This window comes from Cellvibrio fontiphilus, from assembly GCF_042646205.1.
Lineage (GTDB): Bacteria > Pseudomonadota > Gammaproteobacteria > Pseudomonadales > Cellvibrionaceae > Cellvibrio > Cellvibrio fontiphilus_A.
This window is the reverse complement of record NZ_JBHRTF010000002.1, coordinates 829,682-855,503: the sequence shown is the minus strand read 5'-3', so window position 1 is coordinate 855,503 and position 25,822 is coordinate 829,682. Positions and strand designations below refer to the sequence as shown.

The 25,822-nt window shown below is 44.6% G+C and carries 19 protein-coding genes; all 19 read right to left on the bottom strand.

The genetic code is table 11. The features are described from left to right. Positions 1-25: 25 nt before the first annotated feature. The 19 genes from ACFODX_RS05525 to ACFODX_RS05435 all read right to left on the bottom strand — a co-directional run bounded on the left by ACFODX_RS05525 (position 26) and on the right by ACFODX_RS05435 (position 25,779). Positions 26-1,033 carry a glycosyltransferase gene (locus tag ACFODX_RS05525; RefSeq protein ID WP_378116872.1) on the bottom strand — a complete coding sequence of 336 codons (1,008 nt, stop codon included), beginning with the start codon at positions 1,031-1,033 and terminating at the stop codon, positions 26-28. Further along, positions 1,030-3,228 (bottom strand): GNAT family N-acetyltransferase, encoded by a 2,199-nt coding sequence (locus ACFODX_RS05520; RefSeq protein ID WP_378116870.1) that lies wholly within the window; start codon positions 3,226-3,228, stop codon positions 1,030-1,032. The genes ACFODX_RS05525 and ACFODX_RS05520 overlap by 4 nt, the downstream gene beginning before the upstream one ends. A gap of 2 nt (positions 3,229-3,230) precedes the next feature. Then, positions 3,231-5,135: an asparagine synthase (glutamine-hydrolyzing) gene (asnB, locus tag ACFODX_RS05515; RefSeq protein ID WP_378116868.1), complete on the bottom strand. Its 1,905-nt coding sequence runs from the start codon at positions 5,133-5,135 to the stop codon at positions 3,231-3,233. 12 nt (positions 5,136-5,147) lie between these two features. Then, the gene (locus ACFODX_RS05510; protein WP_378116866.1) at positions 5,148-6,656 is read right to left on the bottom strand and encodes a lipopolysaccharide biosynthesis protein; all 1,509 of its coding nucleotides are present in this window, start codon (positions 6,654-6,656) and stop codon (positions 5,148-5,150) included. Next, on the bottom strand, positions 6,649-7,767 hold the full coding sequence (locus ACFODX_RS05505; protein WP_378116864.1) for a glycosyltransferase family 4 protein: 1,119 nt from the start codon (positions 7,765-7,767) through the stop codon (positions 6,649-6,651). Before ACFODX_RS05505 ends, ACFODX_RS05510 begins: the two co-directional genes overlap by 8 nt. Beyond that, entirely contained in the window at positions 7,764-9,047 is a 1,284-nt protein-coding gene (locus ACFODX_RS05500) for an O-antigen ligase family protein (protein ID WP_378116862.1), read from the bottom strand. The genes ACFODX_RS05505 and ACFODX_RS05500 overlap by 4 nt, the downstream gene beginning before the upstream one ends. An 11-nt stretch (positions 9,048-9,058) precedes the next feature. Next, the gene (locus tag ACFODX_RS05495; protein ID WP_378116860.1) at positions 9,059-10,054 is read right to left on the bottom strand and encodes a polysaccharide deacetylase family protein; all 996 of its coding nucleotides are present in this window, start codon (positions 10,052-10,054) and stop codon (positions 9,059-9,061) included. Further along, positions 10,051-11,154 carry a glycosyltransferase gene (locus ACFODX_RS05490; protein ID WP_378116858.1) on the bottom strand — a complete coding sequence of 368 codons (1,104 nt, stop codon included), beginning with the start codon at positions 11,152-11,154 and terminating at the stop codon, positions 10,051-10,053. The genes ACFODX_RS05495 and ACFODX_RS05490 overlap by 4 nt, the downstream gene beginning before the upstream one ends. Then, positions 11,151-12,044, bottom strand: coding sequence for a glycosyltransferase family 2 protein (locus tag ACFODX_RS05485; RefSeq protein WP_378116856.1), 894 nt, complete (start codon positions 12,042-12,044; stop codon positions 11,151-11,153). Before ACFODX_RS05485 ends, ACFODX_RS05490 begins: the two co-directional genes overlap by 4 nt. 142 nt (positions 12,045-12,186) lie before the next feature. After that, the gene (locus ACFODX_RS05480) at positions 12,187-13,452 is read right to left on the bottom strand and encodes a hypothetical protein (RefSeq protein WP_378116854.1); all 1,266 of its coding nucleotides are present in this window, start codon (positions 13,450-13,452) and stop codon (positions 12,187-12,189) included. 73 nt (positions 13,453-13,525) lie between these two features. Then, positions 13,526-14,659, bottom strand: a complete 1,134-nt coding sequence (locus ACFODX_RS05475) for a hypothetical protein (RefSeq protein ID WP_378116852.1) — start codon at positions 14,657-14,659, stop codon at positions 13,526-13,528. 96 nt (positions 14,660-14,755) lie between these two features. Further along, the gene (locus ACFODX_RS05470; RefSeq protein ID WP_378116850.1) at positions 14,756-15,694 is read right to left on the bottom strand and encodes a glycosyltransferase family 2 protein; all 939 of its coding nucleotides are present in this window, start codon (positions 15,692-15,694) and stop codon (positions 14,756-14,758) included. Continuing rightward, on the bottom strand, positions 15,695-16,759 hold the full coding sequence (locus tag ACFODX_RS05465; protein ID WP_378116848.1) for a glycosyltransferase: 1,065 nt from the start codon (positions 16,757-16,759) through the stop codon (positions 15,695-15,697). Continuing rightward, positions 16,759-17,898, bottom strand: a complete 1,140-nt coding sequence (locus ACFODX_RS05460; protein WP_378116845.1) for a glycosyltransferase family 2 protein — start codon at positions 17,896-17,898, stop codon at positions 16,759-16,761. Before ACFODX_RS05460 ends, ACFODX_RS05465 begins: the two co-directional genes overlap by 1 nt. Before the next feature lie 10 nt (positions 17,899-17,908). After that, a complete protein-coding gene (locus ACFODX_RS05455; RefSeq protein ID WP_378116843.1) occupies positions 17,909-19,348 on the bottom strand; it encodes an exosortase/archaeosortase family protein in 1,440 nt (479 codons plus the stop codon). A gap of 109 nt (positions 19,349-19,457) precedes the next feature. Then, positions 19,458-22,094, bottom strand: a complete 2,637-nt coding sequence (locus tag ACFODX_RS05450; RefSeq protein WP_378116841.1) for a tetratricopeptide repeat protein — start codon at positions 22,092-22,094, stop codon at positions 19,458-19,460. Positions 22,095-22,136: 42 nt separating this feature from the next. Further along, complete coding sequence (locus ACFODX_RS05445; RefSeq protein WP_378116839.1) at positions 22,137-23,435, bottom strand: hypothetical protein; 1,299 nt, start codon at positions 23,433-23,435, stop codon at positions 22,137-22,139. Between the two features lie 27 nt (positions 23,436-23,462). After that, complete coding sequence (locus tag ACFODX_RS05440) at positions 23,463-24,248, bottom strand: CpsD/CapB family tyrosine-protein kinase (protein ID WP_378116837.1); 786 nt, start codon at positions 24,246-24,248, stop codon at positions 23,463-23,465. A gap of 13 nt (positions 24,249-24,261) precedes the next feature. Then, the gene (locus ACFODX_RS05435; RefSeq protein WP_378116835.1) at positions 24,262-25,779 is read right to left on the bottom strand and encodes an XrtA system polysaccharide chain length determinant; all 1,518 of its coding nucleotides are present in this window, start codon (positions 25,777-25,779) and stop codon (positions 24,262-24,264) included. Between the last annotated feature and the right edge of the window lie 43 nt (positions 25,780-25,822).

The window sequence follows — 25,822 nt, the reverse complement described above, 5'->3', positions numbered from 1 at the left end:
CAAGTGTGCCGCCAGAACGCAGCGATTAAAGTTTATTAATGGCAGTAGCCAAACTGGAATAGAAATCTTGTTTTAAACTATTTGGACGCAGCATGGCATTATCAACAATTTTCTGGATTTCTTCGCTGTTCATTTTCAAGGCCTTATTGACAGCCGCCTCCAGTGCAGCTGGATCGACGGAAAATCTAGGGGAAAACCATTTCTGCCCTACATAAGACGCACCAATCATTAGTGCGCAAGTTGAATTAGCAATTTCATTCATGGGAGGGGCATCAGTTACCAACACTACTGCTCCACTCCCCATGGCCTCGACAATAGAGTGCCCAAATCCTTCTGTTTCTGTCGCGTATATATGAAACAGCGCTGTATTAGAGCAAGCAACATAATCTTCATAATTCAAAAAAATGTCGAGGTATTCTACATTTATTGGCGGATTCAAGGGCCTACATGATTTGTCGATAACCAGCTTCAATACTGGCCACTCAGGGTGGCGCCGCCATAAACTCACCAGCACCTCAGCACCACGAAATCGGCTCATTCCTACTCTGGAAAAAAAATAATCCCTGCCTTTTTTTTGGATGCAGGTAGGCTCAACACTGGAACTAAAACCGATCTTTTCAACATTGGTTTTAAATTCAGAAAATATAGTTGCAGCAAAAGAAGTCTTTGCCCAAACACCATCGATAAAAGATAACAGCGAATACTGCTTTGGATTGAACCACTCCTGATTTGGAATCAATATCTGATGTCTATGCAAAAACAGCTTCCAGTAAAATATTTTCTCCAGATGTACAGCAACAACAGTTGGCTTTCCAAAAATTAATCGCTGTAATCTTCGATAAAAAAATAGAACGCCCAATAGCACAAATACTGACTGCAACTTCTCGTTAAATTTCCCACCAAAACCTTCTCCAGCTTTTGGCAACTCACTTACCGAAGGGCTATGCCCCAAAGAAGTGAGCGCCTCACTTAAGATCTTTGCATCTTTTGAAAGCCCAAAGCCAGCGCGCGAATAATAAATTTCAAACTTCACTGTACCCCTCCAACAGAATGCCTCACCTTAGCAATCAGCTTTCTGAGCTTGGATTTCATAATGAAATAGGAAAAATGAACAGCAGCAACTATGCTGGATGAAAAATATTGCAGCGTGAAAAATTCAACGGATGATCCACGATAGTGGCGTTTGTAATCTTCTGCACGACCAAAGCCCGCCAGAAAATCAAAGTAATTCACGTCCTTTTTTCCAAACGCAGATTCAATAACCCAACCCATGTGCAAAGTCCCCAAAGAAATCTTTTTGTCAAATTCTTCGAGATAACCTGACTGGATATTGTAAATAACATCGGCCACTTGAATATTATAGGAAGCAGAGACTATGCGATTATTTACCCTTAGATAAGAGAGTAACCCTGTAATATTCGATGAAGATAATAATTGTTTATGGAACTCAACCGCCCGCAGGGAAAAACAAGGCTTACCCCAACGCAAAAGATGAAACGAGTTTAAATTAGTAAAGAATTCTTCCAAGTGTTTAGCAGATTGATCCAACTCAACAAACTCCACCTTGGAATAATGTTCCAAAAGATAGGTGCGCCGGTTAAACGCTTTCAGCCTAGTCATTCGCCCAAGGGAATCTACATAGCTATCAAAACTACCCGTAACATCAACTTTATAACCTGCATCCATACGATGTTGCCAAGAGCTTAGGCCGGGCATGTAATTTCCTGTCGTATCGGGAAATACAAACGTAGAATTTGGTGCGCGAGTTGAAATAAAGCACGTCAAACTTTTGTACAGTGAGACAGATTTTTGTCGATCAAAAATAGGCGATATGTATTCTGAGCGAACCGTTGGTGCAAGCCCCCAAGCATTTCCGATAAACTGATAATGCACCATCAGGTTTTTTTTATAGCGATATAAAGGAAGGATTCCGACTAGAGAGTCCTTATCGAATATCAAAATCAGATTAAGCTCCAGTTGCAAATGAAGCCCCCACTGATTCCACCAAGCTATCATCCACTGCCACCCCATAAATAACGGATTGGCATCAGATTTACTCAAGAGCAACATCCATATTGACTCCATACTCTCAAACTCTTGCCCTGAAAGCTCCCGGTAAAGAAATCCTTCCGGGCAAGAATAAACCGGTTTTCCGAGCAGATTAATAGTCAGCGTTGATCTGGATCTGAGCATCTGCAACTCAGCAGACGCAGAACCGGCAGTAAACTCTTCTTTAGCGACACGAAGAAAATCGCCATCAGAATCACCGGCTACCAACCCCCATTGCTGCTGACGGTAAGGTGATAGAGTAGCAAAGCGAGAGCCGTAGCTTTTTTTCACAAATCCGTTTGCGATAAAACCCGGGCGCAAACAAGAGACAGAGGTGTTCCAGTGTATTGCCAAAACAGCAGGATAGTTTTTTAGTAGATAAGCACAAACCGCTGACACCAAAGAGGTACTTTTGACTCCAATAAAATCAATGATTTCAACAGAACCTCCCGGGGTAATTCTAAACACCACCAGCGCCAAAGCGCCTTCAGCTGCAGAGCCAATATGGAGAAATCGATACACTTTGAATGGGCAATCCAGATATCGCCATTTTAAATAATCATAATCCCGCCGCACCTCCACATCTGCAGATTGCGCGCGATGCAACTTCCACAAATGCTCCACTACAGTTTGCTGTGGCAAAAAGCCCAATTCATTAACGATAAGTTTGCTTCTGGATAATTTTGTTGTAACGGAAAGATAAATTCGGCAAATACTAGCCCAAAAAAATAAAATACATTGCTTTAGGGTTTTAGGGCGAAGGATCAAATCCCAAACATCTAATTTCGAGGGTGAATGCCAGCCTTTTTTTAGCAATAACGGGAATGCACTGTTACTAATTCCGAGAGACATGATAGGCATAGTAAATGATCGCGCCATTTCATCCTTGATTGCCTGCCCGACACCTTGACCACGATAATCCGGTGCGACAATAAAATCACAGCTCCATATTGCATCGATACTTTCACCCGAGTCATCGACTAGTACGATAGGCATAGTTGCATTAAAGCCGATAACTTTTTCGCCATCTCTTGCAACTATACATTGCGAATCGCGACCAAAGCGCGCACAAAACTGCCACTTCCACAGTGCTTGTTTATATTTTTCTGCTGCATACAAATCAGCTATCTCAGTCAGTAGCTGATCAGTAATAACTTCTGTGGAAACCTTAATAGCCATGGTTACATATACTTCCTGTACCAACTCTGGAACATAAGTACCGACCACAAATGAAATGAATAATCATGACTGGTGTTTAGATGGGCCAACCATTTTTCACGAATCAATGAACTATTAAAAACACCGGTTTGATGCAACGCCTGTTCTGACAATAAGTCTTCAGCCCATGCACGCAATTCATTTTTAAGCCAATGGCCAACAGGTACGGCAAAACCTTGTTTTGGTCGATCAACCAGTTCGCGCGGAACATATTGATATAAAATATTACGCAGAGGTTGTTTGGTAACGCCACTCACCACATTAATCGCCGTTGGCACAGTTAAGGAGAGCTCAACCAAGCGATGATCCAGCAAAGGCACACGTGTTTCCAGACTATTTGCCATTGCAGCGCGATCTACTTTTACCAGAATGTCATCCGGCAGATACGAATTAATATCGCACCACTGAAAGGTTGAGGTTGCATCCTCACGCAGTGGCATGTCATCCAGGGCATAACGCAAACGTGTTGCAGATTTCAAATGGGCTTCCGGGTTGAGCCAATAACCAACCTGATTTTGATAATAGCTACGCGCATCTGCGGCATTAAAGCCAAGGTTATAACGCTGCACTTTTTCCAATACCAATGCAGGTGATAACTCCCGCTGATTGGCTTTAAGTAAACGGGTAAAGTGAGCCACAAAAGACGTGGGCAATCCATTCATTATGTTATTCGCCAAACCCGCTTTGCGGGAGGAGAAACTTCGTGCATAACTCGCATAGCGACTATAACCAGCAAAGAGTTCATCACCACCATCACCGGATAAAGCAACTGTCACCTGTTGGCGAGTCATCTGACTAACAATATAGGTAGGAATTTGTGACGAATCGGCAAAAGGCTCATCATAAATATCGGGCAACAGGTCGATAATGTTTAACGCATCCTCAGGCTCAACATAAAACTCGTTATGCTCAGTAGCTAAATGTTTTGCTACCGCTTTTGCATGTTCCGCCTCATTAAAACCGGGAACATTAAAACCAACCGAAAATGTTTTTATCGGCCGCGATGACTGTTTCTGCATTAATGAAACGATTGTTGATGAATCTATACCGCCCGATAAAAATGCTCCCAAAGGTGCATCAGAAATCATTTGATCCGAGATAATCTGGCTTAACAATGGCTCTAGCTGCTGATGCAGTGTTTGAGCATCAAGATCCTTATTCCATGTGAGTGAAGGCGTCCAATATTTTACTTTTACCGGCGCTGCACTTATTTCTGCTAAATTAAAACGTAAATAGTGCGCCGGCTCCAACTTGAAAGTATTTTTAAAAATACTCCAGGGCGCAGGAATATAGTTGTGTCGCATGAGCAAACCCACTGCACCGGGCTCTATTTCTTTTTTGAAGAGCGGGCATAACATGAGTGGTTTCAGTTCAGATGCAAACAGGAGATTGCCATTCGCCTGATAGTAATACAGCGGTTTCTCGCCCATTCTGTCGCGAATTAACCAAAGTTGATTCTCTTGATGATCAACCAAGGCAATCGAAAACATTCCAACAAAATCTTTTAGCGCAGCATCAACTCCCCAAGCCTCAAAAGCCGCCAGTATCACTTCCGTATCAGAGCCACCTTTGAAGTGAAAACCTGCTGCAATCAAACGTGTCCTGAGCTGTTTGAAATTGTATATCTCGCCATTAAAAGCAATTGTGAAGCGACCGGATACTGAGTGCATTGGCTGCGCCCCCAAGGGCGAGAGATCCTGAATCGCAAGACGCTGATGCACCAAACCCACGCCGATTTTTTCATCCAGCCAGATTCCTTGATCATCAGGCCCGCGCAATCGAATGCTATCACCCATCGCCTTAAGCAGCTCAGGCGCCAGCAGATTTATTGATGCAGAACTTAGAACCATTCCGGCATAACCGCACATATTTCCTTACCCTTAATTTTTTTTGCGTTTCACAATAGTGATTAACTGAGCGCGCTCATTTTGATTGAGCGCCAATAGCGCACCTACCACTATGAATACCATAGAAGCCATAGTTGCTATAGCCAGCAACACAGAATAATTACTTACAACAAAAAATTGTTTGGCAGTTACCAGCGTAGCAGCCATAGCAACACAAGGTATTAACCAGGGCAGCAACGCAGAGCGAAGATATACAAAAGGCGAGAAGCCTAAATGTTTACAACACACACTGAGCACTATTGGCTGGAAAACCAAAGCGGGAATTAGCGAGCCTAACGCGACACCCAATATGCCAAATGGATAAATTAATAACAGACTTAAACCGAGATTGGACAAGGCTACAATTGGTTGCCACTTGGCAAAAAAACCGTGTTTATCGATGGCAGTGAGATAACGACTGGCCATAGGGTTAAATAACGGCAGCACCAAAAAAGCAATTAACACGCCCAAAAATGTTTGCGCAGACTTTGCTATCTCATCACCAACCCAGAGTGATAAAAATTCAGGCCCCAGGGTGTAAGCGCCAATTGCCAGGATCAAACAAGGAGCGACAGTGAATTTACTCCCGGTTAAATACACTTCCTGAATTTTCTGCTGATCATTCAACGCCCCAAGAGAGCTGAAATAAGGCATAAACACATGGGTAAAATTATAGGAAATAAGGCGAATATAGCTTACGAGGTTGGCGGGAATACTGTAGAGCGGAACAGCCGCAGGCCCCATCACAAAACCTATCACCAAACTGTCAGTGGCGTTCTCCATTTTAGTTGCCACGCCTTGTACCAGCGTTTTCACACTAAAGCGCAATAATTCTTTTAATTGAATTAATGAAAAATAAGCGCGGCGTAAACTCAAGAAAGGCCGACGGTACTGCATAAGCCAAACTAAAAATAGATACTTCGAGCAAATCCCAATGGCGTTAGTTGCAGCAAGCAACACCAGAGCATTCTCGGGTGTGATAAATAAAAATAAGATGGTGCTACCTAATATTGAATTAACAATAGTGACATTATTTTTTAAATAATATTCTTGATACGCCTCTAAATAACTCTCTGCCGTATAAGAGGGAAAGGTAATCAATAATTGCGCAGCCAATATCAATAGAAACCAGGTATAACGCAGATTATCGGTGCTGGCTTCCGGGGCAATTAACTCGGCAAAAAAAACACCGCCAATACTCAGAATAATCGCAATCAACAACCCGACACCCAGCAAGAAATACCAGGCCGTTGCATACAAAGTGGTGAGTGCTGACTGATCTTTCTGGGCAATAAAGCGGGCAGCAAATCGGCTTACCGCCGGCCTGATGCCCATATCCAACATGCCCATGTAGCCTATAACAGCACCCACCATTTCCCAAATACCATAATCATAGTTACCCATATTTTTAATCAGGATGGGAGTCATCACAAAGGTGATGCCCAACTTGAGAAACAGGGTTCCAAGATTGGATGCTGTGTTAAAGGCGAGACGCTTATACATTGGCTGGGTTTCCAGCTATATCACGATACAGATCGTGTAATGCCTGCGCGTGATTTTCGGCCGAGAATCGTTTGAGTGCGGCTGGCTGGTATTCAATAAATTTCGTATTACCCTCTTGCAACTGTTCAGCGATAGCAGCAGCTAATTTTTCTGCATCGCCTACGGGAATCACTTTTGCAGGTGTGCCGGCAAGTACTTCACGCAAGCCAACACAATTGGTTCCAATAATAGGTACACCACAACTTAACACCTCCATTGGAAGTAGAGGGCAGGCCTCCCAACGCGAGGGCATCACCACCAGATCAACACCGCGAATTGCCGCAGGCATATCATTTGTGCCCGGCAGCTGCATGAAATAATCGCTTAAGCCCTTGGACTCAATTAACGCAAAATCCTCGCGGATAAAACCACCCCAACCGAATGTCAGCACTAAAGGCTTGGCTGAAGCGGGTGTTTTATTTACTAAAATTTCAATCGCCTGAACGATTTGACGAAAACCTTTCTGCGCCATAAATCGACCAAAAAAACCAATAATTGGCCGATCGCCAATATCTAATTCGGCACGCAAGTTACGTGCAACGCCCTTAGCGAAAAAATCCGTGTCTATACCATTGGTAATGTTCTTCACTTGCTCTGCAGGCAACCGGGGGAAATACTCAAAGATATTATTGCGCGCATCATCGGATACGGATAACACCTTGGAAACCGAACCCAGCAACCAACGCATAGCCAGCTTTTTTAAAAACCCGCTAAAACCTGTAAATGTATTAGGCAGAAAAACATCATGTGCGGTCATTAAATGCGGTATTTTTTTCAACCACATTACTTGTTGCACAAAAAATGATGCCGAAAAACCATGGGAATGCACCAGGTCATAATTACCCTTGGCTAACTCTGCTTTTAATCTGGCTTTAATCGAAGCACCATCACCCGCCACCGGCAATAAGGTTATACGCCCCTGAGGAAGCTGCGTATTAAGAAAATCTGCCAAGCCATCTTCGGGGGCAATCAAAAAAATTTCAGCGTTTTTAAATACCTCACAACCATAGATATAACGAAAATAGGTTTTTATTCCACCTACTGGCCAGCGCGCCACCAATAATATTTTCACGCGTTTGATTCCTTGGTTTTATTCATATTCATCAATAAAGACGCCGCTATTACAATGCCGGCCAAGTTATACCAGTAGTACTGACTTAGACCCCAGTAGTTGATGCTATAAACGGCAAACATCCAAAAGATCACATTACAAATTTTAAATAGCGACTTATAAAAATCACTGCAATTTTCTGCGCTAACCATGGCCGCGGTTAATTGCCGTCGAATCGCAATAATAAAGCGTATAAAAAAGTACATACCGACAATACCCACTTCAATCAAGAGTTCACCATACATAGTGTGGCTCGCCTGCTTACGCCCAAAATTATGGTATTTTGCCTCTGGCGTTGTACCCAGACCAAAACCGAAAATTGGGCGCTTCAAACCAAGCTCAAACTCTTTGATTATGCCGTTTATGCGCCCCTCAGCACTTGCAGACTGTTTGGTATCAGATGAGAAGAGGGATAAATATCGTTCACGTTGAGTGTCATTCATTACACTCAACGCGGCCATAACACCGACAACGCCAAAACAGATCAAGAGTATTTTTCGCTTGCTATCTTTAAATACAAACCAGCCAACAACAATAAGTGCCAGAAATGCACCGCGAGACATAGTCAGGATCAAGGCATAGAGCAATAGCGCCAGCAAACCAAAGTAAAGTAACTTGCTGATCCAGCCACGTGGCAATAAAAAATAATGCAAAAAAGGAATAGCCGTAACAATTACAAAACCCAATTCATTTGGGTTAATTACATCCTCAGGTGCGCCGGATAATCGATTAGCAAATTCCCCACCGCCCATATAAGTGGAGCTACCCCAATAACCAGTCGTGATATTTAGAAAGAGGGGTTCGAGCACACGAAATACTTGACAAGCAACAAAAACAAAAAGCGATATTTTTAGCCGTTTTTCAGAGTCGAGAATTAATGCACAAAAGTAAAGAAATACAATTGCCTTGATAAATATTTGTAAGTTCATTTTGATAACACTGCCCGGATAACTAACAAATGGCAGCGTCAGTACCAACATAATCAAGAAGGCACTAAATGTTTTAAAGATGGGCTGATCGAATTTATGCGCGATTTTATCTCGTTGCGCCACAAGCAAAAGACTTATGATAAGAAATAAGAGAACCGTAGGACGCAACACGCCTATACCGGAGAAACGGGCAGGTATGTTTAGAAATAAAAACAATTGATACATCAAAAACATGAAAAACGTAAAGGTGGATACACCTACAATTTTTCTGCCATACCTGTCCGTCAGGCTTGTTGCACTTAGCTTTTCCACAGGTTCACCAGTTAATAATCACAGCGGCGGGTATTGCGTATGCGATTGCCAAGATGCTCCACCCCAAACAGTGATTTGTAAAATTGAAACTGCTCCTCGCAACCCACAAAACGCCGCCAGGCCCAGGGCAGATCGGTATTAAACCTGTCTGAATAGGCTGTCACTGCAGCAAGGAAACCGGATTGGGAAACTATTTTTTTAATATCCTCCGAGTAATCCGCTGGCTGACCATTGGGATAACAGAAGGTTCGCGGCTGCTCACCCAGATGCTGGCAAAGATCATTAAAACTCGTCTCGATTTCTTGTTGCGCCTCCAGCACAGGCATGTGCCCAAGCGATGGATGGGAGCGTGTATGGCCGCCTATCTCTATTCCGTGCTGTTGCATTTCACGCAACTGCTCCCAATTTACGGCTGCAAACTCTTCCGGCGCTTTTGAAGGCAAATCCACAGCCGAACGCTGCGCCAGTTCAGCAATAGCATTAAGGCGAATGGCGTTAGCAACATTCAATAAATGCAGCACTAATGGCCACCACAATTGTTTTACTGGCTGGGTCAAATCAAATGTTTTATCACCCACCTGCAGACTACCCTCGGCGCACTGACGATTGCGCAACAACCACAACACCTGATCCGGCCAGAGCCATAAATCCTGATTTACAAACCCGGTAGTCACAAAAAAAGTGGCAGGCACCTGATAGCGCTTTAATAGCGGATAGGCCACTTCATAAAAATCCCTATAGCCATCATCTACCGTTATCACCACAGCATTGGTGGGAGCAGTGCCATTTTTTTGAATCGCTAGCGCGAGGTTTGCGAGGGTCATGGGTTGGAAATATTTTTTTATCAAGCGCAGTTGTTGCTCAAAAGTAGCAGCGGTAACTTCATGCCCTTTTTTTTCCGCTGAAAAACGGTGATACATTAAAATTTTTGGCTGCTTGCGCGTGAGCAAACGCGCCAGCTGATAGCCACCCAATTTGCCCGCGAGTTCGATTGCGGCAGATTTCATTGCCCTGCTCCTGTTAGTTCACGGTAAAGCGCCAGATGTTGATTCAACATGGCACTAATGGTGTAACGCGACTCAGCGTGTTGTTTTGCTGCAGCACCCATAGCGGCGGCGCACTCTGGTTCCTGTAACACACTGACCATTGCTGCGCTTAATGCAGGCACATCGCCCACCTCATATAACCAACCCGTTTCACCCTGGCTTACCGCTTCCGGGTTGCCACCGGTACGGCTGCAAATAACCGGCAGACCGGCAAACTGATATTCAACAATGGCATTGGAAAAACCCTCAGACTCCGAACACAAAAGCCCTGCTGACAAATACTGCAAACATTCAGGAATATCACTGCGCGAACCTAAAAAATGCACTCGCTCCACCACGCCCAGTTTGCCGGCTAGCGATGTCAATTCAGTGGCATCACCAGCACCAATAATCACCAAATGCGGGTTGTGTTTATCGCGATCTAACCGGGCCAGCGCAGCAATCGCATCTTGCATGCGTTTTATGGGGCGAATATTGGCAACCAAGCCAAACAGAGTTGCCCCATTTGTCCGCAAGGATTCCAATTCAGGAATTTTGACCGACGGATTAAAGCTCCTGTTAAATCCGTTATAAATGACTTTGAGTTTGGCGGCGGGGATACGCTCAACCGCGCCAGTTACTTCAGCAACAGCGCGGCTATTGCTGAGCGCGCAGGCGACATACTTGCCGGTAAATGGGAGCAGCTTGCGATACATGGGCGTATACCAAAAGCCCATGTCGCGGCGGGAAATAATGGATTTGATTCCTGCCAAGGCAAACATTGGCGGACATATCACTGAGGCGTCATTGAAAAAGATATGCGCCAGATCGAAGCCATCCGCTTTTGCTTGGCGGGCCTCCTGATATACACGCCACCAGGTTGTGGGGGATTTGACAGAGGAGGAACCAACAAGGCGGGTGGCACAGGGCAAGGGGTTAGCGCGCAGCCATTCACTGTCGGCCAAGATCAAAACCCGCAACTCACAGCCTGCCTGCTGCAGCAAATTAATTAACAATAAAAATTGGCCTTCGGTTCCAGCATGGGGATTAGTAAGCCTGTCGATGACTAATAAAATTTTCATCTGACTTTTTCCTTCCCTGTAATAACAGCGATTGCCCGCGCCGGATCCAACAAACCCGAGTAAAAAAAGCGCCAAGCGGCTTCCCAGTAAGATTTTTTACTCTGCAGCAGCGCTTGGGCCAAACGGAAATTGATAACTGCGCGGCGCTTACGGATGGTGCTTTTGCGGTAGGGATAACGGTTTATTGCTTTATTTAAAATAATTAGCGCATTACGCCAGCGGCGCTCCAGCCCCTGATGACTAATAGATTCACCATGACGGCGATAGCAATAAACACGCACCGGCAAAAAACCAAAACGAGTCACTTCTGCCATGCGCACTTGCATATCGTGATCCTGCCCGGCACGCAGTGATTCATCAAATCCACCCACTTGGTCATAAACAGACTTGCGCACCAAGGAGCCTACCGGCAGGTGAAAATAGCAATCTAATAGGATGCGGTTCGGGTCGTTAGTTTCGATATGTGTTTCGGAGAGAATCTTGTAGACCTGCTTGCCCGCTGCATCAACACCAAAGCCCATGCCATAAACCAACCCTACATCGGGGTTAGCCTGCAGGAAGCCGACCTGATCTTTTAGTTTGTTAGGGAGAAATATGTCATCACTATCCAGCACCGCGATGTACTCACCACGCGCTTTAGACAGTGCCATATTGAGCGAAATGGATTGACCGCGATTGGCCCCACCAGCATGGCGAAACAACTCTACTCGCCCTGTGTCGAGAAAAGCCTCCACCAACTTATCACCACCGTCGGTGGAGCCATCATCCACCACGATAATTTCAAAGTTGTCATATTCTTGCGACAACGCAGAATTAATCGTTTCCTGGATATATTTGGCGCGATTAAAAAGAGGAATTAATACCGATACCAGACCGGGTGTGTAACTCATGCTGCCTAATCCTTTCCGAACTCGAGAATAGGCGCGCATCTTAGCAAAATAGGCGGTTGCTTACATTACATAGGAGGGAAATGGGGTTTTTCACATACAAGAAATAAAGCCCCCTAAACGTTAAATCAGGGGGCTTATTTTATTAATCCATTTTTGGAGGGCTCTCAAAGGCAATACCCTCAGAATTGGGTACGTCATCCTCTGAAAAAATGTATATGTAGGCGGGGAGCTTTCTATCCAGCGATCCATAGTAGGGAGAAAATTTGATTTCAGTATCAGTCCAACTGGAAAAGAACTGGACTTCTTCATGGGTTACATCCGCATATTTAGGTGCGTTACCCAACACTATGCGCTTGAAGGAACCATCCAAGTAGATATCATCCATCCAAATTTCCTGATGCATTTCAGTTTGAGTGCCATCCTGACCAATTAAGCCAATTGTTGGTGAATGACCTGCAATATCCGAGGGTAGTGTGTAATAACCCTCAGCATCCACAACACCATTTACTTTTGTCTTAACATATTTTTTATCTTGATCAGCAAAATATTCCAGATGATTCCATTCGCGCGGCACAACATTAGAACGCTGAACGCGACGGAAATCCGCTTGGTAAACTTCGGTATTAGTCCAAGATGATCGGAACGTACCTTCAGTACCATCACTCTCCCAAACACGAATGTATTTATTAGAGCCAGGCCCACGGGTATTCACCGCTAAGGTTGCAGATTTGTTGCTCGCATTGAGTGTTAAACGATTTCCCGTTAACCGATTAGTGTTGTACTGACCGTAGTAATTAGCATGAAGAATTTTGGTGGCAGGGTAATAAGCAATAACACGCCCATAGATGGTAGTGATGCCAGTCCAGTGCTCGCCGGCATCGACAGAAAATTCATCTCCCTCTTTAGGGTTGAATTCCGCATCTATATTGCTCAATTCAAATTGGAAATAATTGCGAGTTTCATTTTGCTGACGGAACCACCAGCTTATATAGACTTTCTTAGACTCTTGCTGAGTTCCTGAACGTGGATAGACCCTAGGATTTTGTAAATTTACTTTAACACCGAACCCATTATAAAACTTTCCTGTATGCCGGCCTCTGCGCAAGCTTATATCGTCTCTTATATAAATCACTCCGTATAAGTTACTCCATGGAGATAGAGCATTCCCCATAACATCCTGCTTGGTAAGCAGTTGATCAGGCGAAAAACTATCATAATTATTATTTGCCACCCCATTCTCATAAGCCAATCCAACTTTATCGTAAAAGATAGGTAGAGACTTTTCCCCAAATCCAGAACCTTTTATCTTGATTTCAAGTATTTTTCCTTTGTCTGTTACTTTTTCTATGTGTACTTGAGCAAACGCTAACGAGCAGAAAAAAGCAAAAAATAAAATGATTAACTTCATTTCTAGTCCTTTATAAAACAAGCAAAAAAAAGAGACACGTAAGTGTCTCTTTTTAGTTAAAAACTTTGTAGCTTTAATTTACAGCGGGCGAGCTGCTCGGAGTAACAGGCATAGGACAATGTGTACATACCTTATGGGCACCGCCTACCTGAATTCCATTGGCATCAAAATAATGCATGAAAATATCAGTATTAGCCTTAATTTCAGACTTGTATATATCGAATTTAATCCTTGTTGGAGTCCATTCCGTAGGAAAAACAACTCTCCTGTATTGGCTTTTTGTGTATTCGGCAGAATCGGTTATCTCTACGCGGCTCAAGAAATTGTCGCCTGCAGAAACATAAATGTTGGAATATATCGCCTGAAACTTATCTTCAGCTGTATTTCTAACCCATCCTGGAAAGTTGATTTGAGTAATCTTAGGCGATGGGCCTTTATAGGCTGTGGTGTCAGACTTGTGAGGGAAATTAATATATTTGATACGTGAATTCACTACCGAAAAAGAACCTGCAGATCTCAGGGGGTCATCTAGATCGCCCGAAAATACGACTTGCATATGATTGAACACATCCCACGCCCACCAATCACTTACCTTGGCATGAAAATAACTAAAGCCCGAAGGAACAGAAACAAATAATGACGAGTTACCCATCAACGCCGAATTGCTGCCCACCATCGTTGGTGCGCACAAATCGAATTCAGCACTCTGGCTGTAAGCTTGAGGGCTCTCAAGTAACCAGCTGAGTTTCCAACTAGAACCCTCGTACCACTTCTTTGGCTCCGTAGATGCGGGGGCTGTATATCCTTCAGGGATAGCGACTGAATATGAAAGAAATACTTTAGACTGAGCCTCACCGAGAAATGCTTCGACTATTGTCAATTTATCAACGGTATCATCTATTGCAAGGAAACCGGGTGTCGAATTATAGACTGACACCATAGGTACGTTACCCAATCGCAATCTAGTGGTACCTGCAAGTTGTCCACCTGCCGATAAACTCGTAAATGCAAGTTCTTTCCTGAAGTCATTGTAATAAACAATGTTAGGCCTCTCGCCTAAATTTAATCCATCGACCACAACAGATATGAACGTCGCATCGGGCTGAACTTCATTATGAACACCAGCGATTGTTGGGGAACCAAAACAGACCCCGCTATAACCTGAAATTAAAAAAAAGCTCGCAATGAGCCCTCTAAACACTCGCATACGCGCCCCCTGTTAGACACAACTAACTTTTATACTAGCACTGTTTACAGCGACAATAGACATATGAATATACTATTTGACTTCAAGAAAATTGATCTATATGCCAACGCCGGATTTCAGGAAACGCCTTTTAGCTTTAACATAAAAACTTTCATCTTCTGCTGATAACAGCTTAAGTCTTTGCTGGGTATTATTTGATATTACCTTTCTTTCTTTTAATTCTTGTTTTAGCCCCTTTAAAGCATTAAAAATAGCTTTAAAGTAGTACTTTAAATACCCATCCCTAGCTGAGTAGACAAGCATTGCGCCCAACTGAACAAATAGGAAACGGATAGCTCTCAGTAAAGGATAGTTGCGTGCTGATAGCCAGATGACATTGCGCGTATCGTAATAATACCTACGCCACGAGGGTCGCCCTAGAGTAGATTGGTGATGTTTAACTACAATATCGGGCGAATACCAAATTGAATATCCTGCATCCATTAAACGCAAAGCCAAATCGGGCCCTTCATGGCTGATGAAGAAGTGCCCTGGAAATCCACCCACAGCTAAAAAAGCATCTCGCCTAACGGCGACTGCACCTTCTGTAATTTCATATGTCTCGAAGGATTTATTTGCAAAAAACTCTTTGGGCTTGTGGTGACACCAATTTATAAGCTCACTTGAATCGGCATGCACCACCTTAAAACAAAGAGCCGCAAGTTCTTTGTTTTTTTCAAAAGCAGAAACGACTCTTCCAACTTCATCAATAGACAAATCAAAAACATCATCATCCAGAAGAATTACTATGTCTGCTGTTGCGCGAGAAATACCAACATTCCTCCCTTGAGTTCCAACATTCTCTTGCAATTCAATTACTGAAACAGAAGGATATCGATCTTCAATCTCAGACTTTAGTCCTTCACCGGAATCATTATCAACAATAATAATTTCCTTTAAAACATCTCGAAGGCTCCAATAAGAATCCATCAAAGATAATAAAAGTGGCTTTCGCTTATAGGTAAGAATTACAAGTGATACGCTCATACTATTCATTTATTTTGCCACCACATTTTTATACCAAGCGTCATAGTTAGAAAACATTCTTTGTGCCGTCAAATCAGACTGAAATTTTCTTTTGGCTACTGAACCAAAGCACCCTTTTTCATTCTGAAGCACAGAATCAATTGCGTTAGCTAGTGCAGACTCACTCCCCGCCTCACATAAAACACCATCACTACCGTCAGTGATTACATCAGCGATAGCGCCCACAGATGTACTAACTATATCGACACCAGCTCGCATCGCCTCAAGAAGTACAATCGGTAGCCCTTCAGAAGAGGAAGAAATTACTAATGCCCTTGCAGACTCAATCAAGGGAATCGGATTACTCATGTGTCCTTTAAAAAGAACTCGCGGATTGCCTGTAGAACAATTTATAAGCTTATCTCTCTCAGGGCCATCACCAATTATTACCAAAGACAAATTTTCATATTTCTTACATATGAGATTAAAAGCCAGTATTAATTTGTCATAAGATTTTTCAGGAGAAAGACGACCAACAGCAACAAGATATTCCCCGCCATCAAACGTAAACTGCTCTTTGTTACGGAGAGGCAATTGGCTCGCAATACCATTGTGGATGACTACATTTTTTTCAGTCAAACGAATGTGTGAAACACGTGCCGTTACTTTTGATACAAACACATTACCCGTAAGCAGCCTTAGTGCAACTTTATTAGCAATATAATAGAGATTTAATTTAGATAAGAGTGGCGCATTGGTATACCCATGCACTGTAGAGACGGCAAATATTTTTTTATTTTTAAGCCTAATCAAAGCTAAAAAAATATTGAATTTATAACCATGAGAATGAAAAACAGCGTCAATATTTTTTTTAATTAAAGTAGCAAGATTTGAATAAGCTAAACCGCGCCATTTAAGTACGGGGATATTTAACTTTTCACATTCAGACTCGATTTGCTTGACAGCAAGACCAACACTTCCATAACTTACAACAGTTACATCATACCCATTTAAAATTTGCTGCTCTGCCAGAGTAAGCAGTACTCTCTCTGCCCCAAAAAAACCACCACTATCTATTAAATGAAAAACTTTCATTAGCCCACCCGCGGCTTCCAGATAACAATTTTTTCGCGTTTGATAAATTTAATAAACGCCATTGCAGCAGCGATATTAATAAGGCAGAAATAATTGGTGAGTGCGAGCCATTTATTTTTGGTGCCATCGTTGAGCGATACAAAGGCGGCGGCGCTGTAAAAAATAATCTGGGTTATGAATGCGATTTGATAGAGCCAGCCTTCGCCAGTTATTAGCCCGTTACTGATTAGCGCCAGAAAAAGTGGGATAAACGCGAGGTAGCGCAACAATTTATGCGATACCAATTGCAAGCTGAACAAGCCATATTTAAAAGGATTGAAAAGGTGTTTCATATCCCACATGGCCCAGTATGCCCGCAGGGAAACGCGCACACGCATACGGAATTCTGATTGGGAATTGCTCAGGGACTCTTCATTGAGCAAGGCATTTTCGCAATAAATAACTCGCTTACCTTGGGTGACCACTTTAAGTGGCAATACAAAATCAGGTAGCTGATCTGCATTCATGGGTTGATAGAGTGACTTGCGAATTGCATCCACCCCACCGTCAACACCCACTACTGAGGAGACTTGGGATTCCAGTGCGCGCAAATGGTTTTCATATTTCATGTAGGCGCTGCAACCATCGCCAATAACATTACCTTCCTCATTTACGTACACCATTTTTCCGGTGACGTAACCTACCTCCGGGTCATTAAAACAATTTATTAACTGGCGTATAGCGTCTGGCTGGTAGTGGCTGTTGGCATCGGAGAACACGACAATGTCGCCATTAGCCTGCGGCATTGCGAGATTTAAGCCAGATGTTTTTCCTTGGCGTGGTACTTGGCGAACCAATTTCACACGCGCATCTTGCGCGGCTATTTGTGTGACTATGTCATCGGTGCCATCTTCAGATTCATCGGATATCACGATGATTTCCAATCGGTCGGCAGGATAATTCTGGGTAAGTTTATTGTGGATGGTTTGACCGATTACGGCTGCTTCATTGAACGCCGGTATCAATACTGTCACGCGCGGCAATTCATTGCTTTCATTTACAACCATTGATTTGCGCTTGGGCAAATAGCGCAGCAGAATCGGATAGCCAATATAAATATAAAAAACGACCAACACTGACAACCAAAAAAGCAGTTCCATAAATTACCTTTTAGTGAATAGATTCGCTGGCACGCAACAAGTGCTGCAAACTTTCCTTGCAGTCAACTTGTGTGCACTCCACCTGTAAAGTGAATATAGAGAAGTATTGTTTCCGACTGAATAACGCCGGAATTTGCAGTAATTTTGCTTGTGCAACTGTGGCAGTAGTTATGCCGCCCACATCAAACCACTGCACCTGTACTACACGTTTCAAGCCGGATTTTTGCCGAAGTTGCTCGGCGCGTACTTTTTTATCGCCAGACACCAGCACCTGGACATTTTCTTGCAGCCAGAATTGGTTATCAAATTGACGGGCTATGTAGGGCACCAATCGCTCTTTTTCGCTTTGCGGAGCATATTGGTTAATTTGCAAATAGATGTTTTGCGAGTTTACAAATTGCTGGCTTAATTTTGGTGTTGGTAATGCAGGCGCCAGTGGCAGTGCAACAGATGTGGCAACAAACCCACTGCCACCAAGATTCACTTGGGGAAGGTTGGCATTGTTAGTTTGCGCGGTGAATGCTTGCAGCCAGACACCCGGAGACATAAGCAGAGCCAACAACACTAGCTTTTGATAACTGACATTTACTCCGGCAGCACCTATTTGCACAAATTCTTTTTTAATGACTGGCGCAAAATAAATAGCAGGGAAACAGATTAAAGCAAAAACTATCCAGCCAAAGGTTTCGTGGTCTTCCATCAGTGAACTTTGCATTTCGGTGTAATAGCCCACCAAAATGAGAATAAATATTCTGATCCAGTTGGCAATTAAACCAAGTGCACCGGCAATAAATAACGAAATGATCAGGCCTTTTTCGCGATACCCATTGAGATAGCTGATGGTATACCCCAGTGCCAGGGAAATAATCAGATACCTCAAACCGGAGCAGCCATCGGCAATCATAATGTGGCCGGAGGGAATAAAAATGCTGCTGCCATCAATTAATGCCGGGATGCGAATTAAACGCACCATCTCGCCCACTATGTTGCTGGCAAGTTGTACCAAGCTATTGTTGAGGTAATCCCAAATCGGGATCGCAAACAGCGGCATCAACAATAAAAACCGTAACTGCCAGAGAACTTTTATACCGAAAGTAAATGCCAAGGCTAAATATAATATTGGCAGGAGAATGAGCTGCTCCAGAATTTTGATTTGGATACTATTCAGTAAAAACCAGAAGACTGAGCTGGTGAGCAAGCCTACCGCAAATAATAGATTCAAAAATATACTTTGCCGCTCAACACCCAGCGGGCCAACCTTATAAAGCAGCACCAAAAACCACAGCAACAGCGGATATGCGTGGGAAAGCGATTCATCCCATTGCGTCCACTCCACAGATAAACCAACAAAAGTTGGCCAATAGCCTGCAATCAAAAAAGCAATAACAATAAAAGGCACCAAGCGCTGCCACAATTGTTGTGTTTGCAATTTATTTTCCACGACTGCCATTTTCCATGCCCGGGTTATCCGCTTTAGTACAGGTTTGTGTCAGGCGGATTTCTTGAAAACAAAACTGGGCCGACCGGCCCAGTGTATTTGATAAGCAATTACCGATTAATTAATTGCTGTTGAGTTTTTTGCGTGCAGCCTCAAGGTGCTGCTGAATTTCAGCATTATCTTTCGCGAGATTAGCCGCACGCTCCAAATAAACTATGCCTTCACTGACCTTGCCTGACTCAACCAGAATCCAACCATAGGTGTCCAATATTGCAGGTGCATTGGGGGCCAGCTCATAGGCGCGTTTAGCTGTCTCTTCGGCACGCGGATCTTTTTGCAGGTAATAACTCCACGCCAGATTATTCAAAAGAACGGGGGAGTCTGGCGCTCTTTTCAGTGCACTCTCATAACCTTCAATAGCCACGGGAATATCATTTTTATCCTGTGCATCGAGCGCTTTTAATAAACTCGCACGATAGCTTTGCGGGAATTTCTCCAGCCATTCAGCCACAAAGCTTTCTGCTTGCGCTTTGTTATTTTGTGCAAGATGGTGTTTATAGATGGCATCTGCCGCCAACTCGGTTGGTTTGGATTGCCAGGACTGCTGATAAAACTCAAAGGCCTCTGGCGCCTTGCCTTCTGCAGCGCGGAGCATGCCTTGCAAGTAGAGCAAGCCAGCTTCATTTTGTTTGCTTTTCTCGAACTGATCGAGCAGCTTTTGCGCTTCTGCCGTATTGCCCGCAGCGATTTCAGTTTCCACCAAACCGGCGAGATAGGTAATGTTGTCGGGGAACAAGGCACTGGCTTTTAGCAAATAGTTTCGAGCCTCATCGATTTTATTTGCCGTCATCAATTCACCCGCATAGGCGGTGTATAGATTGGCTGCTATTTGCTGCACATTTTGTGCGTTGTTACTTTTTTCCAGCGCCCTGTCCAAATGCACCAGCGCTTGCTGATTTTGTCGCTGTGAAGATAACAGCTGCGCGAGTACTGCGGATGGCTGCCATTCACCACTTGTTGATTCGAGATTTTCCAAAAAGCTAATGGCCTCTTTGGCGCGATCCAAACGTGCCATTTGCACTAACCAGAGGCGATACGAATTAAGATTTTTAGGGTCGAGTTCAATAATAGATTGCCAGGCAACTACCGCTTTGTGTGGCTCGTTTTGCTCATTGTAAACCTGTGCCAATCCAGCAAATGAAAGTTGTTTTTCATTGTTGCCTTTTACTGACAGCGCTTGCTCAAAAAACTTTTCTGCGGTTTTGTAATCCTTTTTGTAAAGCGCAAACCAGCCTTGCAAAAACGCACCGCGAGGACTTTCTGGATATTGTTGCTGGAAGGTTTTTAGCACTTCTTCTGCACGTTTTTCCTGATCATTGGCGAGCAGGGTTTTAAAATAGGTTTGCTGTACCAGCAAGTCCATTGGCTGCTCTTCAAATGCTTTTTGCAACTGCGCAATGGCCTGTTCAGGCTGATCAATGGCGATATAGCGTTTTGCCAAAGCAATGCGAATACGCTGCTGCCCTGGTTCCAGTGCAAGGCTTTTTTCCAGCACTGTAGCGCCTTCAACACTGGTGGGATCGCGATCTAACAAAGCCAAGCCATATGTGGCGAGAATAAGCGCATTATTGGGCTGGCGCTCCGCCGCATTTTTTAATAACGCAATCGCGTCATCCATTTGGTTACTGCGAAATTTTGCCAAGGCAGCGGCCTGTATTACCGATGGCGCGGCGGTTTCCGGGTCAATAAATTGATCGAATAAATCTATCGCGTTTTGGTCTGCGCCCTGCTGGAACTCAACCATACCTAATAAGGTGGCAGTGTTTTTATCATCGGGAAAATCTTTGCGCAGCTCTTTCAACAATTTTTCAGCGTCGTTAAATTTCCCTTGCTGATAAAGCTCCATTGCATCGTTAAATTTTTGTTGGGCAATGTTGCGCTCGGGGTTAGCATCGGCCAGTAATTTTTGATAGGTGTAAGCCTCACTGGTGCGCCCTTGTTGGATCAATACTTCAGTCAGTTGGGTGAGGACTTTGGCGCGATCCAGCGTGATGACATCGGTACTGGGAACCAATGCCAGAGCCTTGGTTAAATACTCTTCTGCCGCGGTTAATTTATTGTCGTAAAGAGAAAGATTACCCAGCAATACCAGTGCTTCAAAATGCTGATCATTTTGTGCAACCACTTGCTGCAATAACTGCATTGCATTTTCGGTTTGCCCCTGCGCCAGCATCACTGTGGCTTCGAGGTATTGCGCATCGGCACTGCTATCTGGCATTGCCTTGAAAGTTTCCAGCGCTTTGGTATATGCATCTTTTTCACCTAAAGCGACATTTGCTTTTACGGTGAGATAGGCCTGTTGATATTGCAACGCGGGATTGTCCGATGCTGCGGGATAGGTTTGCATCACATCGAGCGCAGTGCGATATTTTTTTAGTGCGACATGCGCCTTGGCCAGTTCACCGGATACTCCCGGCACATCCTTAACCACTGATTCCAGCATGCTAATCGCCGAGGCGTGTGCACCGGTATCGTTGAGAATTCGCGCCAGTGATATGTAGGCATCGGCTGAATCCGGCGCGAGCTGGATGGCATTGCGCGCTTCCAACATTGCCGCTCGCAGTTGCCCTTGTTGTTGATAAACCTTGGCAGAATTCTGATGGCGCAATGCCGTTTCTGCATTTTTACTTTTATCTTCACCACATCCAATTAATGCAACACCCAAAGTGATAGCTGCAATTTGTGCAATTTTTTTCATGGAATTTACCATTCCCATTGTTAGTGAATATTGTTGATGCAATTAAAAGTTATAGCCGAGCGTTATTCCCGCTCTTAATTCCTCATAATCGCCAAGGTTATCTTCAGTGCTGCGCTCGTATTGCATACCAAATAAACGCAGACGAATTCCGCCCGAAAACGCATAGCTGTAATACAGCGTTAGCTGATCGAGAGTGAACTCCCCTTCATTGGCACTCGCGTCAACACGTTGTTCTGTGCGTGTTGCATTCAACCCCAAGGTCGCATTGCGGGAGAGTTGATAGGCCATGCCCAGAGCACCACCGGTGCGCTCTTCATTGCGCGCCAGGGATTGAAATTCATGCTCATCGCGAAACACGCTGATGTAGCTGGTGCAGCGCTCACACAGTGCGGTGGATGACCAGCGCAACTGCATATGCTGCAGCAATACCTGATCCAACTGCTCTGCGGTGACATCGCTGCCGCCACTTATTTCACCCGGCACATCGCTCGCGCTAAAGCCTCTGGATGAATCGGTAATTTGCTGGTTGGCGGAGAACTCCAGCTGATGCAAGCCCGCATCGTAGTTTGCTTGCAGCGCATAATAAGGATCGTCGTTTTGCCCCAGCCTGGAGGAGTCGGTACGACTCTGCCCCGCCTCAATGCGGTAACTTAATCGGCGCAGACGCGTATCGAATGCAAGCACTGCCATGGTTTGGCTGTAATCAACATCCGGGCTGAACTCAAATTCCACATCGCTTTGGGTGACATAAAAACTGAGTGAATCTACCGCCGAAAAACCGTGAACAATGCCCACTGAACCACCGGTACGTGAGGAGTTTTTTTGCTCCTCAAAACGGTATTCAACTTCTGTCGCACTGGCATTGATAAAAAAATTATCGGCGCCGGTAATGCGGGTACGAAAACCGGGTTGAACCGTTAAAATTTGCTTCTCATCCGTTTCCTCTTCCAGATCCAGAGCGGTGGATGTTTTAGGAAGTTTTTGAATACTGTGGGAGATTTTTAAATCAAACGGGTTGTGTGTTTTGCCCACCACCAAATCAGTTTTACCAATGGTTCGGGTACGCGCTTGCTGACTGTCTTCTTCGTAGCGCATTTCACTGACGGCATAGTTGGCATCCAGTGCAATGTATTCGTTGTTGTAAATTGCAAATGCACTCGCGGCCAGTTCGTTTTGCTGCTCGGAAAGTTTATCGGTTTCGGTTTTGAGGGCGTTATCTGTGTGCTGGGCACTCAGTGATAAAGTTGCACCAAAATCCTGACCTGCCGGCGCAGTGGGCGCTGCCGCTGCGGTGGCACTGGTACAGGCAGCAATCAAAAGAGCGATTGGCGATTTTTTCATTTGGGCATCCCTCACACAAATACTGCGTTAATTATTAAATACCAGCCCTGCAAAACGCTCTTTTCCAACCGCATCTACCGCTGCCAATACTTCATCCGTCACAGCGGCACCGTAGGGAACTACGAGAAGGGCGTGATCGCAATACTTGGCGAGAATACGTGCTTCGGTTGATTGCTGAACCGAGGGTGCATCCAAAACAATAAACCGATCCGGATAGCGGGATTTAATTTCAGCAACAAAGACTTCCATACGCTTGGAGTTAAAAAATTCAGCGGCCGATTCACTTGAACCGCCAGAAGGAATAACCCGTAAACGCTCTATACCACTTGGGTAGATAATGTTTTTCAGCGGCACAGTGTAATCAGTGAGGTATTGGGTAAGCCCTTCCTCTACATCTTGCGTAATGTATTTTTCAGCGGCCGAGGAGTAGGGATTACAATCCACATAAAGTGCAGTTTTATGTTGATCCAATGCAAAAGTAGCTGCGAGGTTAAACCCTACAAAACTGGAGCCGCCATGGGTGGATACTGAACTCACCAGCACCACCATGTTGTCGCTTTTGCTGCGCTCCAATAAACGGATGCGCACTTCACGGAATGCATTGAGCAATTCGCGTTGACGCATGCCGGTAAAAATGACTTTCTTTTCATAGAGTTCGTCTTGCGTCCAGAGGCAAGGCAACTCCATATTTTTTATTTTTTCGCGCTTGCGATGCTCAAGCACGGCGGTTTTAACTAATTGATCACTGGTTTCTACCAGCGCATCGACACCGGCCATTAATTGTTTAAGGCTGCGCTCTTTTGTTGGTTCCATGTTAGCTACCCGATTAGCCCTTGGTTATCTGCCAATAGACGGCAATTGCAATATACAAAGCCATTGCAATTGCACTGGCGGCCAGTATTAACAACATATCCTTTTTAAGTAGACGATCACCCAATGGCGAGCGGTAATGGGGAATTACACCAATCAGTTGGATATCATCCGGCAATTGTTTTTGCAAAGTGCGCGCGGAGCGCAAATGCGGATCAAACATCACATAAGCGATAAGTAAACCCAATGGCAACAATATGCCCAGCAGGGGGCCAATAATCGCAAAATGAATAAAGTGCAGCCCCGAGGGTTTCAGTGGGAAGGTTGCGGGTTCCTGAATGCGATAGCTTACGCCCTGCCCTTCAATATCCAATGTCATGGAGAGCCGTGCAGCTTCTTTTTTCTGCAGCATGTCGTCGTAGGTTTTGCGGATTACATCGTAGTCGCGAGTGAGTTCGGAGAGCTGCGCCTGATTTGCTGCAACGCGCTGCTGGCGGGCAAACTCTTGCTCTTGCAATGTCATTAAGGATTGCATGCGGCGTTTTTGCGAACGCAGCTCCACGTCGGCATTTGCCAACTGTTTGCGCAATTCTTCGTAGAGTGGGTTTTCAGCTTTTTGGGTATCGGCATACATATCACCGGAGCTTTGCAAACGCTCAATAGTTACGTCCAGCTCGGCAATTTGGGTGCGGATAGAAATAATATCCGGGTAGCCTTCCTCGTAACTCAGCAGCAACTGCTCCAGTTGTGCTGCCAAGGTCTGGCGCCGCTGCCGCAACTCATCGACCTGCCCTTTAGCCTTTAAATATTGCCCTTCAGAACCCAGTTGTTGCTGGATAGTTTTGTAACGCGCCTGCGACTCTTCAATGCTGATATTCAGCATTTCAATTTGACGTCGCAAATCGGCAATACGCGCCGCAACATCGGCTTCGGAGCCATCGGTATTTTGTGAATTAAAATCTTTGAGACGGGCTTCAGCTTGCTCAAGTTGCTTTTTATAGGACTGCACCTGGGCATCGATAAAATTATAGGCACCCAGACTTTCTGCACGCTTTTTCTTGACCGTATCTTCCATAAATACATTCACGACGGCATTTAATACTTCAAACGAACGATCCGGGTCATTGGCAACATAACTGATGCGGAAGTAAGAGCGGTTACCTTCGGCTTTAACACTGAGGCCAGCGCGGATACGACGAATGGCTTGCTCTTCCTGCTCTTGGGTTGCGTTGTTTTCCACCAACCCGACTTCTTTCGCAACAGCGAGCATAATGCCGCGCGTCCAGATAATTTCTCGCGCCTGTTCGGAGCGATCAATCTTGGTCATTTCTGCCGAGCCTTTTAAGAGCGGCTCGATAATGGTGGTTTGATCCGCAAATAAGACTGCAGAGGTAGTGAAATTTTTAGGCCAGGCGATGCCCAGGAATAAGGCGAGAAAACTCACTGCGATAAACAAAACCACGCAGAGGTAGCGAAACCTGACCAGCTCTGCGCGCAGCGAGTTCAACAAGTCTTTGAGATAAGCTTTATCCATGAAACATCCCTACTAACCGGTGACGCGACAAGGCTCACCCAAT